This is a genomic window from Paenibacillus sp. OK003 (assembly GCF_900109515.1).
Lineage (GTDB): Bacteria > Bacillota > Bacilli > Paenibacillales > Paenibacillaceae > Paenibacillus > Paenibacillus marchantiae.
Map to the genome: position 1 here is coordinate 468,782 of NZ_FOBD01000002.1, position 16,838 is coordinate 485,619.

At 48.4% G+C, this 16,838-nt stretch carries 10 protein-coding genes; 6 read left to right on the forward strand and 4 right to left on the reverse strand.

Features of this window, described 5'->3' with window-relative positions; genetic code table 11:
- Window positions 1–30: 30 nt before the first annotated feature.
- From BMW94_RS04860 to BMW94_RS04870, 3 genes are all read left to right on the forward strand, one after another.
- Window positions 31–2,094 (forward strand): molybdopterin-containing oxidoreductase family protein, encoded by a 2,064-nt coding sequence (locus BMW94_RS04860; protein WP_090995075.1) that lies wholly within the window; start codon window positions 31–33, stop codon window positions 2,092–2,094.
- Window positions 2,095–2,304: 210 nt separating this feature from the next.
- Window positions 2,305–3,528 (forward strand): MFS transporter, encoded by a 1,224-nt coding sequence (locus tag BMW94_RS04865; protein ID WP_090995223.1) that lies wholly within the window; start codon window positions 2,305–2,307, stop codon window positions 3,526–3,528.
- Window positions 3,529–3,738: 210 nt separating this feature from the next.
- Window positions 3,739–4,653 carry a class I SAM-dependent methyltransferase gene (locus tag BMW94_RS04870; protein ID WP_090995078.1) on the forward strand — a complete coding sequence of 305 codons (915 nt, stop codon included), beginning with the start codon at window positions 3,739–3,741 and terminating at the stop codon, window positions 4,651–4,653.
- A 289-nt stretch (window positions 4,654–4,942) separates the two neighbouring features.
- On the opposite strand, the gene BMW94_RS04875 is transcribed toward BMW94_RS04870, so the two are convergent.
- From BMW94_RS04875 to BMW94_RS04885, 3 genes are all read right to left on the reverse strand, one after another.
- On the reverse strand, window positions 4,943–6,655 hold the full coding sequence (locus tag BMW94_RS04875) for an ABC transporter ATP-binding protein (protein WP_090995081.1): 1,713 nt from the start codon (window positions 6,653–6,655) through the stop codon (window positions 4,943–4,945).
- Between the two features lie 100 nt (window positions 6,656–6,755).
- Entirely contained in the window at window positions 6,756–7,763 is a 1,008-nt protein-coding gene (locus BMW94_RS04880) for an ABC transporter substrate-binding protein (RefSeq protein ID WP_090995084.1), read from the reverse strand.
- Between the two features lie 88 nt (window positions 7,764–7,851).
- Complete coding sequence (locus BMW94_RS04885) at window positions 7,852–9,510, reverse strand: ABC transporter substrate-binding protein (protein WP_090995087.1); 1,659 nt, start codon at window positions 9,508–9,510, stop codon at window positions 7,852–7,854.
- A 459-nt stretch (window positions 9,511–9,969) separates the two neighbouring features.
- Between BMW94_RS04885 and BMW94_RS04890 the strand changes: the two genes are divergently transcribed.
- Both BMW94_RS04890 and BMW94_RS04900 read left to right on the forward strand, forming a co-directional pair.
- Window positions 9,970–10,959, forward strand: a complete 990-nt coding sequence (locus BMW94_RS04890) for a LacI family DNA-binding transcriptional regulator (protein ID WP_090995090.1) — start codon at window positions 9,970–9,972, stop codon at window positions 10,957–10,959.
- A gap of 309 nt (window positions 10,960–11,268) precedes the next feature.
- Entirely contained in the window at window positions 11,269–14,670 is a 3,402-nt protein-coding gene (locus tag BMW94_RS04900; protein ID WP_090995098.1) for a GH36-type glycosyl hydrolase domain-containing protein, read from the forward strand.
- Window positions 14,671–14,795: 125 nt separating this feature from the next.
- On the opposite strand, the gene BMW94_RS04905 is transcribed toward BMW94_RS04900, so the two are convergent.
- Window positions 14,796–16,076, reverse strand: coding sequence for a methyltransferase domain-containing protein (locus BMW94_RS04905; protein WP_090995102.1), 1,281 nt, complete (start codon window positions 16,074–16,076; stop codon window positions 14,796–14,798).
- Window positions 16,077–16,313: 237 nt separating this feature from the next.
- Here BMW94_RS04905 and BMW94_RS04910 point away from each other — a divergent pair, with 237 nt between their 5' ends.
- Window positions 16,314–16,817 carry a GNAT family N-acetyltransferase gene (locus BMW94_RS04910; RefSeq protein ID WP_090951995.1) on the forward strand — a complete coding sequence of 168 codons (504 nt, stop codon included), beginning with the start codon at window positions 16,314–16,316 and terminating at the stop codon, window positions 16,815–16,817.
- Window positions 16,818–16,838: the final 21 nt, after the last annotated feature.

Consider the following 16,838-nt stretch of genomic DNA (forward strand, 5'->3'; position numbering starts at 1 on the left):
GGATAGCTTTGAAGGGGGAGGGACTTGTATATGATCGATCAGGAGAATGGCGTATTCCCGGCAGTTTGCCCGCTCGATTGTCCGGATACTTGCGGCCTGCTGCTTCATAAGGAGAACGGTAAGATCGTGAAGGTAGCGGGCAATCCGGACCATCCGATTACAAAAGGCGCCATCTGTAACAAAGTCCGAAATATGACGGAGCGGGTGTATCACCCCGAGCGGCTGCAATATCCGATGCGACGCATCGGAGCCAAGGGCGAAGGCCAGTTCGAGCGAATCAGTTGGGACGAAGCCATCGGCGAGATTACGGCGAGATTCAGTTCGCTGGCAGCTACCTACGGACCGGAGAGCATCCTGCCCTACAGCTTCTATGGAAACATGGGCATTCTTGGTGTGGATGGCATGGATCGTCGATTTTTCAATGCGCTAGGTGCGAGCAAGCTGGAACAGACCATCTGTAATGCAGCGGGAAATACCGGCTGGAAATATACGATGGGTGCGAACCGTGGAACATTGCCCGAGGATACAGAGCATGCGGATGTCATTCTGGTGTGGGGAGGAAACATCGTCAGCACCAATATGCATCAGGTTGTTCTGGCCGAGAAAGCTCGCAAAAGGGGCGCCCAAATCGTCGTTATTGATGTCCATCGCAATCGGACCGCCCAATGGGGAGACTGGTTCATTCCACTCTACCCCGGTACAGACAGTGCATTGGCACTCGGATTAATGCATGTATTGTTTGAGCAGGGACTGACGGATGAGGCTTTTATGCAAAAATATACCGTGGGCCATGAGGCACTGCGTGATCATGTCCGCAGCTACACCCCTGAGCGTGTCGCACGTATTACAGGTGTGCCGGAAGCGGACATCGTGAAGCTGGCTGAGCTCTATGGCAATGCACAGGCAGCCCATATTCATATTGGCAATGGCCTCCAGCATCACGACAACGGTGGCATGAACGTCCGCAGCGTAGCCTGTCTGCCTGCCATTACAGGGCAGTGGCTGAAGCGCGGCGGGGGCGCTATTCGTACCAACAGCTACGCGAGCACCAATAGCGATGCGCTCGAGCGTCCTGAGCTGCGGCAGAACCCGGAGCCGCGCGTGGTGAACATGAACCGGATTGGCGAAGCGCTACTGGAAGCGGAGCAGCCGATCCGGGCGTTGATGGTCTACTGCAGCAATCCACTGGTGGTGGCACCAGATACCGAGCGGGTGGAGCGAGGTTTTGCACGAGAAGATCTGTTTACGGTAGTCCATGACCTATTCATGACGGATACGGCGAAATACGCAGATATTGTGCTGCCTGCGACGTCTTCATTTGAAACGACGGATCTATATACGTCCTACTGGCATCAGTATGTTCATTTGCAAGAGCCCGTCATTGCGCCTTTGGGTGAGAGCAAGAGCAATGTTGAATTGTTTTCTTTGCTTGGACAGGCGATGGGGTATGACCCGGAGATTTTCGGTCAGACACCGGAACAGATGATCGAGGAAGCACTTCAGGGTACGGGCAATCCCTACATGAACGGAGTAACCTTGGAGGGGCTGAAGCAGCATCATTTCGTCAAGCTGGATATGTCTGCACATGACTCCTATTTGGATCAGTTGCCCACGCCTTCGGGGAAAATCGAGCTGTATTCGGAAACGATGGCACAGAAGGGATTGCCTCCTTTGCCTACGTATAGTGCACTCGTGGAGGGGTATGACGGGGAAAACCCGGCTGGACCTGCGGATGTTTATCCGCTGATGTTTCTGTCGCCGCCAAACCATAATTTCCTGAATTCCACCTTTGCCAATTCGGCCAAACATCAACGTTTGGAGAAGATGCCATTATTGCAAATGCACCCAGAGGACGCCTCTCACAGACAGGTGGAAGACGGGGATGCGGTGGTCGTATGGAACGACCGTGGCCGGATCGAGCTAACCGCCAAAGTGAGTGAATCCATGCTGCCAGGAACGGTGATTAGTCAAGGCTTATGGTGGGATGGCAATGGCAAAAAACAGCGGGCGAACTCGCTCACGTCCAATCGTCTGTCCGACATGGGGAATGGGGCAACATTCTTCTCGGCCACTGTCGAAGTGAAGCGTCAATGAATGTGCTTGCAGATCGGATCTTTTCAGGTAAGATGAACAATGGATAGTTCGTAAGCAGAATGATAAAGAGCAAGATTCGGAAATCAAATTTCTAAATTCTAAATTCTAAATTCAAGTGGCCTTCGCTCTGGCTAATTATGCCGTCAGGGCAAGGGTCTATTTTTTATGGCAATATGCTTTTTGAAGGTACTAAGGAGAATAAACAAGATGATGAGATGGCTGGATACGTATCCAAAAGAAGTGAAAATATTTTTGCTGGCAAGTTTAGTCAATGCGACAGGTAGTGCTTTGATGTGGCCGCTGACCACGATGTATGTATTTGACGAGCTTGGACGCACGATGGCGAACGCGGGGTTTGTTATTCTGATCCAGTCGCTGGGCGGCATCTTCGGGCAACTGCTCGGCGGTGCATTGTACCACCGGGTGGGCGTCAAGAAGCTAATCATCGGATCGCTGGCGTTAAATGCCGTAGGGCTGTTTGCTCTGCCGTGGATTAGCGCGTATTGGGTTGTGTTTATATGTGCCATGGGCTGGATCGGTCTATTCAGTTCATTGTCGTTACCAGCGATTCAAGCCTTTATTGGCTTCCGGTTTGCGGAGCGACGTGGGGAATTGTTCAATGTGATCTATGTCGCCAACAATATCGGTGTGGCAATTGGTACAGCGCTCAGTGGTTTTCTGGCTGACTTTTCCTATCATCTCAGCTTTGTACTGAACGGGGTGACCTCCGCCGGGTTTGCGATTTTCTTCTGGTATTATCTGTCGCGGGCAGAACCGGATCAGGGCGAAGTACATCTGACCAAACGCAAAACGGTTCAAGGTGGGCCGGGCGTCTGGGCGCTACTGGGCAACACCAGGTTATATCTGTTCATGAGCCTGGGCGTGCTGTTCCTGCTATTCGGTAATTCCATCTGGAATACGGGTGTGTCTCCGTATATTATTTCCGAGGGTATGGAGAAAAGAATGTACGGTCTGCTCTGGACCCTGAACGGGGTGCTGATCTTTGTGGGACAACCCTTCACCAATTGGGTCAAGCGTACGATGGCCCGTACATCGACTGCTCAGATGACTGCAAGTGCGGTGTTCTATGGCATGGCCTACATCGTCATGATCACCATGTATAGCTATCCGGGTATGGTGCTTGCAATGGTACTGGCTACCTTTGGGGAAATGCTGATCTCACCTGCTACGCCGGCATTCATCTCAGAGCATGCCGGAAGAGCGGCACCTTTCTACATCGGGATCTCCGGTGGGATCGGTGCGGTTGGACGGGTTATCGGGCCGTATGCAATGGGGGTCATGTACGACAAACAGGGACTGATTCCTGTAGCGTGGCTGGCGACTGGCACGGCGGTTATTGCGGTGCTTGGTTTTGTACTGCATGCGGTGCTGAACCGCAACCGTGAAGTGAAGGAGTACGGATTGGACGCTTAGCTTTTTCTGATTGAATGCTATGAGGGAGGAAGAGGACAGATTGGAGTGGAGGGGCAAAGAAAGTCACTTTAATCTGTCGGATCATCCCGTATATTGATATTGACAAAAAAATCTTTTTATGCTATAATTTACATATAAAAACATTCCGTATATACTAAGGTTCTCCTGGCCAGGGGGAATCTTATTTTTGTTTGTACGGGAGGATGAAATATGAAGCATAATGAGTCCAGCATCACATCCTTGATTTCGGCTTTTGGCCGAGCCTACCATTGCCAATACGATACACCGCTTATTTTCAATGACTATATAGCTAAAGAGCTTATTACTCCTCAAGAGTTTGCGGGTATTCGCGAGAATATGATTCAAGGTATCCATTTTTTTAACCCGGACATGGCTCATCTGATCAAGGACGAACCGGATACGATTTTAAAATGGATTACCCAGGTGCAGTTATCACCAATAACACTGGCTCGGGCCGCCTATTGTGAGCATGTACTGCTTCATGAAGTTGTGTTGGGATTGAAGCAGGTTGTCATTCTTGGCGCGGGGATGGATACATTTGCTATGAGGCATCCGGAACTGGAGGACACTCTAGAACTATTTGAAGTGGATTATCCAGCTACACAGCAATTCAAGCGGGAGCGTCTGAACCAGGCCAAGTTGATCATGCCGGACAATCTTCATTTGGTGCCAATGGATTTTACCCATGAGCCTTCGTATGAACGTTTGACTAAGGAAGGCTTGAAGAAGCGAAAGACGATGGTTACTCTATTAGGCGTTTCGTATTATTTGACCAAAGAAGATCTGTCCAACTTGCTCCGACATGTATTTTGGAATCTTCCAACGGGTAGCTCCATTGTGCTGGATTATGCAGATGAGCATCTCTTTGAGGAAAAAGGAAGGTTTAACCGGGTTGAAAATATGGTGAAGATGGCTGCAATGGGGGGCGAGCCGATGCAATCTTGCTTCACTTACGAGGAGATAGAGCGGTTATTGGCGGATGTGGGACTTCTTATATATGAGCATCTATCGCCAGAAGACATACAGGATCGATATTTCAGCAATCGCACAGATGAGTTATCTGCCTTCGAAACCAACCATTTCATCCATGCGGTCAAAAAATAAAACTCTATTCCTGATGTGATTATCACAGATTAGGATCTGAAAAAGAAAGGGATGTCCCATAATAAAATGTACCCTATAAGATAGACACTTTAAAAAAAAGGTCATCTTGTAGGGTACATTTTACATGACGGGGACATCCTTTTTTAGCGTTAGTACTGTTTAACGAACCGAGCGCGTGTTATTAACGCCAATTTCCGAAATTAGCGATCCTGCCGCTGGTTTTGCGGGAATAACGTGACTGGAATTCGTTAAACTTTACAATCCACAATAATCCGCAATAATACGCAACCTACCCAAACTGAGCTTGATGCAAACGGCTATACGAGCCCTGACGTGCCAGAAGTTCATCATGGCTGCCTTGTTCGGCTACGCCGCCGTTCTCCACAACCACAATGCGATCGGCGTGTCTGATCGTTGCCAGTCGATGGGCGATGATCAGCGTTGTACGTCCTTGTGCCAGCTCGGATAAAGCCAACTGAATGGCGGCTTCCGTCTCGGTATCAAGTGCGGAGGTCGCTTCATCCAGTATGAGGATCGGCGGATTTTTTAAAATCATGCGAGCAATGGATAGACGTTGCTTTTGTCCGCCAGATAATTTGACGCCTCGCTCACCAATTAGAGTATCGAGTCCTTCAGGTTGAGATTGTACCAGCTCTTCCAGTTGGGCCCGGCGGATAGCTTGCCAGATTTCTTCATCAGGTGCATACAGTTTGCCGTAGGCAATATTTTCACGAATTGACCCATCAAACAGGAAAATATCCTGCTGCACAATCCCGATATGGGAGCGCAACGACTCCAGTGTCATATCTTTTACCGGAATCCCGTCAATAGAGATGTGCCCCGCATCCACATCGTAAAAGCGCGGAATGAGGCTACACAGCGTAGATTTGCCTGCACCCGAAGGTCCAACGAGCGCAACCGTTTGTCCTGCCTGAATCTCCAGATTGATCTGATCCAAGGTTGGTTTGTGTTCCCCATAAGCAAATGAAACGTCATGGAAGGCGATGTCGCCTTTCACATGCGGGATGGGTTTGGCTTGTGGTGTATCATTCACATCGGGCTCGGCCTCCAGGAGCTCCAGGTAACGTCTGAATCCAGCGATGCCTTTGGGATACGTTTCGATGACGGAATTGATCTGTTGAATTGGTCCAAGAAACACATTAGATAACATAACAAAGGCGATAAATTCTCCGTAGGTCATGCTGCCCTGAATGACAAACCACGTACCGCATACCAGTACAAACAGCGAGACAAATTTCATCAGAATGAAGCTGAGCGAGGAATTCCACGCCATAATCCGGTAGGTGATTAGTTTGGTAAGACGGAAGCGTTCATTATTTTCGACAAAACGTTTCACTTCATGCTTTTCATTGGCAAAAGCCTGTACTACACGAATTCCGCTCACATTGTTCTCTACGCGTGCGTTATAATCTGCAATATCCGCAAACATACGCTTGAACGCTTTGGACATTTTGCGGCTGAAATAAAGGGACAGGAAGATCATCAGTGGTACGATGATGAAGGTCATGACAGCCAGTTGCCAGTTGATACCCAGCATGATGCCGAAGGCTCCGGCCAACGTCATCAGGGCAATGAACAGATCCTCGGGTCCATGATGCGCAATCTCACCTATATCCATCAGATCATTGGTCATGCGAGAGACGAGGTGCCCCGTCTTGTTGTTATCGAAAAAGCGGAAGGATTGCTTCTGCACACGCTGGAACAGTTCCCGCCGCATATCGGATTCGATGTTAATACCCAGCTTATGTCCCCAGTAGGTGACTGCATAATGGAAAAAGGAACTGAGCAGATAGATGCCCAGTAATCCGGCACAGGCCGATAAAATCATGGACCAGTTGCCTGCGGGAAGCAGCTGATCGACAACTTTGTTTACAGCCAAGGGAAACGCAAGTTCCAGCAGTGCAGCCAGAATTGCACAGGAGAAGTCCAATATAAAGAGTCCCCGATAAGGACGATAATAAGCCATAAAACGGCGAAGCATATGTAGTCACTCCTCTCTCTAACGCAAAAGCCCAGGCAGGCTGATCGGCCTGTCCGGACATTACGTTTCTTCCTATGAAATGATTATTGAATCCATCCTCTTATTTACGATTTTGCTGTGCACGTTCTACGATCATATCAGCGAATTCTTCAGCCTGACTCTGAATTGCAATCGGATCGAAGTACCAGTAGCGATCTTCCTGTAATTCGTACACCTGATTGTTTTTCACAGCCGGGAGCGATTGCCAGATGGAATCACCTTGGTAATTTTTATTGTTTTCCCCTACGGTCAGGAAGATATGGTCTCCTGCATAATCACCAACGACTTCACGCGATATCTCTTTCCACTGGGTATCACCCATCAGTTCTTTCTTGGTGATTTCGAGTGGTGTAAGTTCCAAAGCGCGATAAACGGCTTGTCCACCGCGACCAAAGTTGTCTCCATAGCCATAATAGCTCTTGTCTGATACTTCGAGGATGGAGAAGGTTTCCTCCGGTTTAATGACTGCTTTTACTTTGGCGCGAGCGGCTTCAATACGTTCGTCGTACGTCTTCAGCCAGGCTTCCGCTTCTTCGGATTTGTTCATGAGTTCTCCGAAGCCTCGAATTTCATCCTCTACATTGGTAAACGTGCCGTAGGGAATGACCACGGTAGGTGCGATTTTTTGATAACTCTCAATTTCTTCAGCTTGATCAGAGTAGGTAATGATCAGATCCGGGTCCAACGCGACGACCTTCTCCAAGGATACGGCACCCCGGTCGCCAATATTCTCTATGCCCTCCACTTGATCGGCGTAGAATGGATTTTCCAGATAATATTGAATAGAGCCAACGGGCTTTACACCAAGTGCGAGCAGATCACTTACGTACATATCCGTAACAATCCGTTTCGGTTCAGCCGGAATTTCCACATCTCCACTTAATGACTTGTAGATCCGCGTAGCACCCGAAGAATCGGTATTTGTTTCGGTCGAACTTGTAGTCGATTCTGAACCCGCCGCTGTTGGTTCCGTTGTGCCGGAACCCGTACTGCTGTTACAGGCAGCCAGAATCATGATGATGGCGAGCATGAGCAGCAAGCCGGAAAAGCGTTTTTTTGCAGCAAACATATAATTGTTCCCCCTGTGTATATAATCAATAATGATTATTATTCTCATTACTAACATAGAGGATGACGTAACATTTGTACATGGACATCTATGATGACAAATGCATGGACAGATGTGATGTCAGTTTGTGCATGATGTGCTGCAATTGCTCCATAACCGAGATGGGGTCGAATCCATAAAACATATCCGCATCAATCTCGTACAGGCGCCCTTTCCGGACCGCACTCAAGGTATTCCAGGACTCCTGAGCAAACAGCTTGTCTACAGCATCCTGCTCTGATGATTCCCTGGCATAATCAATAAAAATATGATCTGCCGCATACAAATGAATTTCATTTAGCGGAACATGGATGTAACCTGTGAGTAGTTGTCCATCCTTCTTCATCCGTGCAGGAGGGGTGAAGCCCAGCGATTGATACAAAATATGAGAAGCTCTGCCCCATCCATGACCATAGATGTACGCTCCACTCTCACCAATCATGAATATGCATACCGCTGAGCCCCGTTTACCCATGATCTGATCGAGTGTACGATTGGCCTCTTGCTGAAGCATATCATAATGGTCTAACAGCGCACGTGCTTTGGCTTCCAGACCCGTGATACGTCCCAAATGGATGAATTGCTCCTGCCAGTCAAGTTCCTCAAAAGGCATCAAAATAGTTGGTGCAATCTGCCGTAATTCATCCATGCCGGAATGAGGTGCATAACCAAGGATGACATCGGGATGAGCGTTTGCGATTAGATCCGGAAGATTAATAAGATCATGCTCATAACACTGATCAAATTGGTCTTGTCCATTTTCAATAAGTCTACTTTTCATCCATCCTGCAACGGCACCCAGATGCGGAATATGGCCCAGTGCCAGCAAGGAAGCGGTGTAGTTGTATGTAAGGCTTACAATTTTTTTTGGCGTTTTCCGATAGAGAGTCGGTGCACAACCTACCGTTTGTTTAAATTTTCGACTTAAATAAAAGGTATCTCTGTATCCCGTCAACTGCGCAAGCTCATGCAATGTGGGATTGGCAAACAGCAGGTGTTCCTGGGCAATTCGAATTCTTAACCGGGTAACATACTCCACAAACGTAAGTCCGGTGTACTTCTTGAATTCTCTTGAAAAATGCTCTGGACTCACATTAACCTCTTTCGCTAATTGCTCACGTGTAAAAGAATGAGTAATTCTTTCATGGATGTGCGCGATGACGATGTCCAGCCAGGAATGATCTTCATGAGCCAAACGCACAGCATGATCTCGCAACGTATCCAGCAGCTGATAAAACAGCATATGAGGTTTGAATGGACCTGACTCATCGATTTTGGAACAGGCCAGCAGTAAGTCGGAGACCAGCTCGGCAATGACGCGGCTCGTAATAGGAACGGAAGGTCCGAACGGCCAGATTGGCTCACTGTTATCGGTATAGTCAAAGGCAATGGCAATGCCCTGTACGGGAGATAGCGAGCCCCGTTTATTTTCATGGCGAAGCAAGGTTCCAGCTTGGCGTACAACAGCGGAGCCGGTATTTACCATCAATGGACCATTCGAACTGACCAGTCTTGCTTGACCAGAGGTGATGACATAAAGAACGTGCTTGCTGCTCCACAGTTCATCGATACGGGAGAAGGCTTCCCGATCATGGAGCTGCACCAGATGACACAGTTTGAACATTGCGGGAGGCACGGTTGTGATTTGCTGCAAGCGGCCGGGATTGTTCAGGGATGATTTATGAAAGCTTAGATCCAGATTGCTCATAACATAATGGACTCCTTATAGAGGATTGGACTAATAAGCAGTATAATACCACAAAGGTGGAATGAGGACCCTTCGAATCATTCCCTTCACATATTTCTGTGAAAAATGGATAAAGAGGTTGAAATCGCTATCAACACCGACTATAATGAAAATGTCGAAACGTTTCAATCTATGGTTTACAGGCGTGTTCATTGTGATTTATAATGAATTCTTCCTCTTGTCCAATATTGAAATGTTGTCAATCGACCAAGCTATATGTACAATTAAAGGGTATATGATTCAGCAGTGATGCTTAAAAGACGTGAAGAGAGATTTTTTTTGAAAAAACTTCGAAACGTTTCGATAGATGAGGGATTGAGGTCACTCCTATTGGATTAATGAATAGGAATAGGTGGTTGTTGCAACCATTTACAGTATAAAATGATAGGTAACAAGAAAGTTAGAAGGAGCGAACGTGGAATGGCAACGATTAAGGATGTGGCAAAGCTGGCAGGCGTGGCGCTCTCGACCGCTTCCTATGCACTGAATGGGGACAGCAAGGTAAGTGCCAAGACCAAGGCAAAAGTGCTGGCGGCAGCACGAGAACTGAATTATCGCAAAAACGGCTTTGCCATGGACTTGAAACGGAGCCGGACGAACACGATTGCATTGATTCTTACAGATCTGTCGGGTCCGTATTACTCCGAATTGATTCGCAGCGTACAGGACGTAGCGCTGGCTAACGGGTATGATCTGATTGCTTGCAGTTCTATGGGAGGACGCGACTCTACAGCGGTTCGTTTCTTGCGGGAAAAAAGAGTGGATGGCGCTATCATCCTGGCCCATAACATCCATGATGATATTCTGGTGGAATCTGCAGGTGAACGTTTCCCTATCATTGTGATGGATCGGCAGCTGTCGAGCAGCCATCTGGTCAACGTGCTGGTAGATGGGGAGCAAGGTGGCTACCTGGCTACACGTCACCTCATTCAGAAGGGGCATAAGACCATCGCCTATATCAGCGGGCCATCCAATTCTTATGATAATGCGCTGCGTTATCAAGGATATTTGCGAGCCATGCAGGAGGCGGGCCTTGAAGAGAAGTCCAAATGGCGTCTAAGCGGTAACTTTGTACGTGAGGGCGGATATAGTGCAACCAAGATGATGGTTATGCAGGGCGAGCTTCCATCTGCTGTATTTTACGGGAATGACGAAATGGCGATTGGTGGACTGAAGGCATTTGAAGAGAGCGGCATTTCGGTACCGAATGACATTTCGGTCATCGGATTTGATGATATTCAACTGTCCGAATATGTTCATCCTCCGCTTACGACGGTGCGGCAGCCCAAGCATGAAGCAGGTTCATTGGCTGGGCATTTGCTCTTCCAGATGCTGAACGGTGAAGCTGTGAATCCATCGTACACGTTAACCATTGATCTGGTGGAGCGCGAGTCTGTACGATTGGTATAGGATCAGTCAGGAATTCAGCCAGCCTAGGAAGTAACTCGTCAGATGGGATATGGTTTGGATACTGCTTACAGAACTGCTTACAGAACTGCTTACAGAAGTCATGCCATATCCGATCTGTCTAAATTTTTGAAGTTGTTTTTTTCCAACTTGCATGGTTGTAAAAGGGATTAGCCCTCTTTGAATTAAGAGTTGAATGATGGGGATCACCGTCCGAATGGGCCAGACAAAGGTCATTTCGCAGAGGACCCCTATTCTTTTTCAGATTTATCGAAACGTTTCGATTTTATACTAATTGAAGGAGTGAATCGTATGACAACGATGATTAATGAACCAATCCGGCTTACTGCCGGGGATTTATCCTTTACCTTTTTGAACAGTGGGGACCTGTACCAAGCTAAATCCGGTACGACCATGTTGAATCAATTGCTTAGCAACCAGATCGATGGATCTTTGAATAACCTGTATCTGCGTGTACACGAGGGAGAGAAAATCAGCTCGTTCCCACTGCTGGGTGTGCGTTCGAACAGCAAAGTGATCACAAGCAAAGCGCAATCCGGGAATCAACTGATCTGGGAAGGTACCGTACAGCTTGAAGGCAAAGAACAAGGCATTGGCTATCAGGTTGTGTTTACAGCCACAACGCAAGGCGTCTGGTTCTGGGATGTGAAGCTCACAGGACAACAACATAACGTTGACGTGGTATATGGACAAGATGTAGGTCTTGCTGATCCAGGTGCAGTACGTAGCAATGAAGCTTATCTGTCGCAGTATATTGACCATACGGTGTTCGAGGATGAAGCGAAGGGATATGTGGTATGTTCCCGTCAAAACCAGCCTCAGGGCGGTGCTTTCCCTTACATGCAACAAGGTTCTCTGACTAAGGCAGTTGGTTACTCTACAGACGGATTCCAATTCTTCGGACTGTCCTACAAGGAAACGAACCAGCCTGAGAGCCTGAGCCATAATACACTGGCAAATGAGACATACCAGTATGAATTTGCCTACACAGCATTGCAATCGGAGCGCGTAAACTTGGATGGGGAAGCCCAAGTCGTCTTCTACGGACTGGCCAAAGCAGATCATCCTGCCGGAATCTCCGCACTGGAATTCGGGGATGAAGTGACTGCAGCATGGAACGAAGTACAAGCATTGACTGTGGAGCAAGGCGAGACGTTGGAACAGGTGAAACTGTCCTCCTTCCTGGGTGAACCGCTTGCTGCGCTTGATTTGACACAAGATGAGATTCATGATTTGTTCCCTGATCGCCATCAGGAAGAGCGTAGCGGTGATTCGTTGTTATCCTTCTTCACGGACAGTTATGAACATATCGTCCTGAAAGCGAAAGAATTGCTCGTAGAGCGTCCGCACGGCCATATCCTGATGAGTGGTGGCAATGTGCAGCTTGGTGCGCAGGTTATTACGACGACATCGTATATGTACGGTATTTTCAACTCACAACTCGTTATTGGTAACACCAATTTTAATAAAATGATCAGTAATGCCCGCAACGCATTGAACGTGCCGAAGACGGCTGGACAACGCATTTATGTGGAAATGGATGGACAATATCGTCTGCTGACGATGCCTTCCCTGTTCGAGATTGGCTTCAACTATGTGCGTTGGATCTACAAAACCGAATCGGATACCATTATCGTGACCAACTACACTGGAGCACACACCACTGAAGTGAGCATGAACGTACGCTCGACAAGTGGCAAAGCATATCGTTACCTGGTAACTAACCAAATTACGATGAATGTCAATGAATACGAATATCCGCTGCATATGACGCAAGATGGCAATACGCTGATCTTCAAGGCTGATCCACAAGCGATTAGTGCCGGAACGTATCCTGATCTGCAATACCGCATGTCGGTGGATGGCGCAACCGTAAATGTTGGAGACGAAACGTTGCTGGCGAGTGGTATTCGCAGTGGATCTGCATCGCTGGTTACACTTAGTCTGGAAGAGAGTGCAGAATGGACGCTCAAGGTACAAGGCGTATTGGAAGGTCAAGCAAACGAAGCAGACGGTTCTGTCGTAGCAGGATCCAGTCTTACTTTTGAAGAGGAAGTGCAGGCGTACCGTGAATTCTTCGCAGGTGTAATGAACGGTTTCCGTTTGTCTCGTGGTGAAGGCCAAAGTGCAGAGGATCTGTTCAAAGTGAACGCACTGGCTTGGTGGTACACCCACAACATGCTGGTTCACTACTCCGTGCCTCACGGTTTGGAGCAGTACGGCGGTGCCGCATGGGGTACTCGGGATGTATGCCAAGGTCCGGTTGAATACTTCATGGCAACACAAAAATACGAGCAGGTTCGCGATATCATCAAAATGGTATACACCCACCAATATGAAGATGATGGCAACTGGCCACAATGGTTTATGTTCGACAAGTATTTTGCAATTCAGCAGGAAGAGAGCCACGGTGACATCATCGTATGGCCGCTGAAAGTGCTGGCGGACTACCTGACAGCGACTCGCGACTATGCGATTCTGGATGAGAAAGTGCCTTATACCGTTAAGCACAGCTTCGGATTCACAGAAGAAACAGCGACTGTATTGGATCACGCGAAAAAAGAGATCGAGTATATTCGTTCGCACTTCCTGCACGACACATTCCTGTCTTCTTACGGTGATGGGGACTGGGATGATACGCTCCAGCCAGCCAATGCACAGCTCAAACAATATATGGTGAGCAGCTGGACCGTTGCTTTGACTTATCAGTCTGTAAATGTGCTTGCACAAGCGCTGCAACATAAAGACGCTACATTTGCACAGGAGCTGGACGTTCTGGCTCAAGGCATCCGTGAAGACTTTAATCGTTACATGCTGGGTACAGATGTGATCCCAGGTTTTGTATACATGGAAGAAGCAGATCAGGCGAAGCTGATGCTTCACCCAACAGATACGGAGACAGGCATTCAATATCGCCTTCTGCCGATGACGCGCAGCATGATCGGTGAATTGCTGAATGCAGAACAGGCAGAATCGCATTATGCGCTGATTCGTGAACAGTTCCTGTGCCCGGATGGGGTACGTCTGATGAATCGTCCGGCTCAATATGCAGGTGGTGTGAGCACTCACTTCAAACGGGCAGAGCAAGCGTCCAACTTCGGTCGCGAGATCGGCTTGCAGTATGTACACGCTCATATCCGTTACGTTGAAGCGATGGCGAAGCTTGGTAAGACGGATCAGGTGTGGAATGGTCTTGCCATGATTAACCCGGTTGGCATCGGCGAAGTTGTACCTAATGCAGAGATTCGTCAGGCGAACGCGTACTTCAGCAGTTCCGACGGTAAGTTCAACACGCGCTACGAGGCGCAGGAGCATTTTGATCAACTACGCAAAGGAACAGTACAGGTGAAAGGTGGATGGAGAATCTACTCCAGCGGCCCTGGAATCTACATGAACCAATTGATCTCGAACGCACTTGGCATTCGTCAGGAAGGCGGAGATCTGGTTATTGACCCGGTATTGCCGGCTGAGCTGAATGGCATGCAATTCGAATTTGAATATGCAGGAGAGCCGGTAACATTTATCTACCATCTGAACGAAGGTTCGGTTAACCGTGTAACGGTAAATGGCAAGGACATCCGCACCGAGCAAACGGCGAACCGTTACCGTCAAGGTGGGGCTCGTATCTCGCTGGATGAGTTCAAACAAGCGCGTAATGCTTCGGAGCGCACGATTGTTGAAATTTATATGTAAATTTAATACAAACTCGATGTTTCAGTAGAGTGGAAGGTCATCCTCCTTAACAGGCAGGGTGACCTTTTTTTATTTGAGAAGGATTCATTGGCGGGTCAGAGGAACTTGTTACGGGGATGATCATTCTAACGCAAAGGAACGGCCAGCAATGTGTGCAGAAGCGCGTTATGGCGCATATGCTTCGTCACATAGCCTACGTCCTCCAGCGAGCTGCACAGGCCGTCCAGCAGTGGGAAGTGGCGTTCTCTTATCGTTTGCAGCTGGTCCTCATGACCTGCTGCCTCAGCCTGTTGGACATATGCCTGTCGGTGAGCTGCATCAACAAACATGAGGTCTGTCAGGCAGATTCGTCCACGTGTGGTTAACACTCGCTGCATTTCATGTAACGCCAGTTGCTGCTGGTCTGGGCTCAGATGATGGAAGGCGAAGCTGGATACGACAAAATCGAAGGAATGGTCGGCGAAAGGCAACGCCAGAAAGTTGCCAAGCTTCACATGCATCTCGGGATATTTGGTGCGGCATGTACGCAGCATCTCCCGGGATTGATCGATGGCAGTCATCGCTGCGCCGCGTTCTAACAGTTTGCCTGCCAAATTCCCCGTGCCTGTACCGATATCGAGTCCTTTTTCGCCGGGCACAGGAGATATCCAGCTTGTCGTCTGCTCCAGCGCCTCGTCATAGTTTTCATATATATTGAACGGTCCTGCGCCTACTCCTACTCCCAATTCTTCCAATCTTGATTCTGCATCTTCTGGATACGTTGCATCGCTGTTTGGTCTGTGTGCTGTCCGGCTATTCTTCTTCTGGCTGCGAACTTCATCGCCATAATGAACTGGTCCTCCTTCTCGATCTGACTCAACCGTTGCTTGCATGGCTCCGGGTCCCGAATCAATGCTGACCTTAGAAGCAGTTTGACCGGTCATACGGCCATTCGCCGCCTGCACCCGCTGATCGTGGATGGCTGCCTGCATATCGTAATTCCAGCGGTCGTGCCAGTTCTGCCGGGCTTCCCTGAGGCGGCGCGCACTGTCTGCAAGATCATGCAGATGGCTCACATCCAGTGGTCCGTCCTGGCGGTTGAGATCAATCATGCGCTGGGTTGTATCCAGCATGCGCTTTAGCTCGACCCACTGGGCATACATGACCGCCTGCTGCAGCTCCAGATATTCTTCCAGCCGCTGCTGATTGCCCTGGTCAATCTCTCCGAGCGCTTGGGTGATATCCTGAAGCGACATCCCGATTTCACGCAGAGCTGCAATGGTTTGCAGCCGCCAGATGTCATTCTCGGTATATGTACGATATCCGTTACTTGTCTGTTTGACGGGCGAGATCAGTCCTTTTTCCTCGTAAAAGCGAATAGCTCTCGCCGATATGCCGAGTCTGTCCGCGGCTTCTTTGATGTTCATCACGTGCACCTCCTTATCAATTCAGTATAAACGATGACGTTACGGCAAGGTTAAGTGTTTATTTCTTTCCACTGAGTGAAATTTTAGTCAAGTCTGAGGCTATGCTACAATATAAAGCAAAGGAGCATTTTGCATCGTATTCAATTGCAAAATGTCGAAATGAGTAAGGAACAAGCCATTTTTTCTAACGCTGCTTTGCGCAGTATTATCGACTATTGCTCGAAAGGTTGAACTTTTATGCTTATCAGCCATACGTATACCATTCGGCCATCCGAGATCAAGGATGCCGCCCAACTGATGGAACTGGATGCACTGGTATGGGATAAGCATACCTCTCCGGCCCCGTTTCAGTGGCGATCCAGACAACAATATTTGCAGCATTGTCCTCCAGGCAGTCAGCTGATTGCCGTTCAGGGAGAGCGGGTATGTGGTTATGTGGGCTTTTATCTGCCAACAGGAATGCCTGTTAACCGCCATGTATACGAGATTAATATCGCTGTTCATCCCCATGATCGGCGCTGTGGTATTGCTACAGCCCTGATGGATGCGATGAAACAGCATGCCTTTGAACAAGGGATCATCAAACTTAGGTTGCGGGTGTTATCCAGCAATCCAGGGGCGATTGCTTTTTATACACAGTGTGGATTTGTGACGGAAGGCAGACTGGTGTCGGAATTTTATATTGCAGGCAATTATGTGGACGATATTCTTATGAGCTATTTCATCCGGGCCAACGGATAGAACAGAGTAGAAGGAGGAACA

What these genes read in the sequence shown, in the direction of transcription:
- BMW94_RS04900 (WP_090995098.1), top strand. Translation starts at nt 11,269, where the DNA reads ATGACAACGATGATTAATGAACCAATCCGGCTTACTGCCGGGGATTTA.
- BMW94_RS04865 (WP_090995223.1), top strand. Translation starts at nt 2,305, where the DNA reads ATGAGATGGCTGGATACGTATCCAAAAGAAGTGAAAATATTTTTGCTG.
- BMW94_RS04880 (WP_090995084.1), bottom strand. Translation starts at nt 7,763, where the DNA reads ATGTTTGCTGCAAAAAAACGCTTTTCCGGCTTGCTGCTCATGCTCGCC.
- BMW94_RS04875 (WP_090995081.1), bottom strand. Translation starts at nt 6,655, where the DNA reads ATGCTTCGCCGTTTTATGGCTTATTATCGTCCTTATCGGGGACTCTTT.
- BMW94_RS04890 (WP_090995090.1), top strand. Translation starts at nt 9,970, where the DNA reads ATGGCAACGATTAAGGATGTGGCAAAGCTGGCAGGCGTGGCGCTCTCG.
- BMW94_RS04870 (WP_090995078.1), top strand. Translation starts at nt 3,739, where the DNA reads ATGAAGCATAATGAGTCCAGCATCACATCCTTGATTTCGGCTTTTGGC.
- BMW94_RS04905 (WP_090995102.1), bottom strand. Translation starts at nt 16,076, where the DNA reads ATGAACATCAAAGAAGCCGCGGACAGACTCGGCATATCGGCGAGAGCT.
- BMW94_RS04885 (WP_090995087.1), bottom strand. Translation starts at nt 9,510, where the DNA reads ATGAGCAATCTGGATCTAAGCTTTCATAAATCATCCCTGAACAATCCC.
- BMW94_RS04910 (WP_090951995.1), top strand. Translation starts at nt 16,314, where the DNA reads ATGCTTATCAGCCATACGTATACCATTCGGCCATCCGAGATCAAGGAT.
- BMW94_RS04860 (WP_090995075.1), top strand. Translation starts at nt 31, where the DNA reads ATGATCGATCAGGAGAATGGCGTATTCCCGGCAGTTTGCCCGCTCGAT.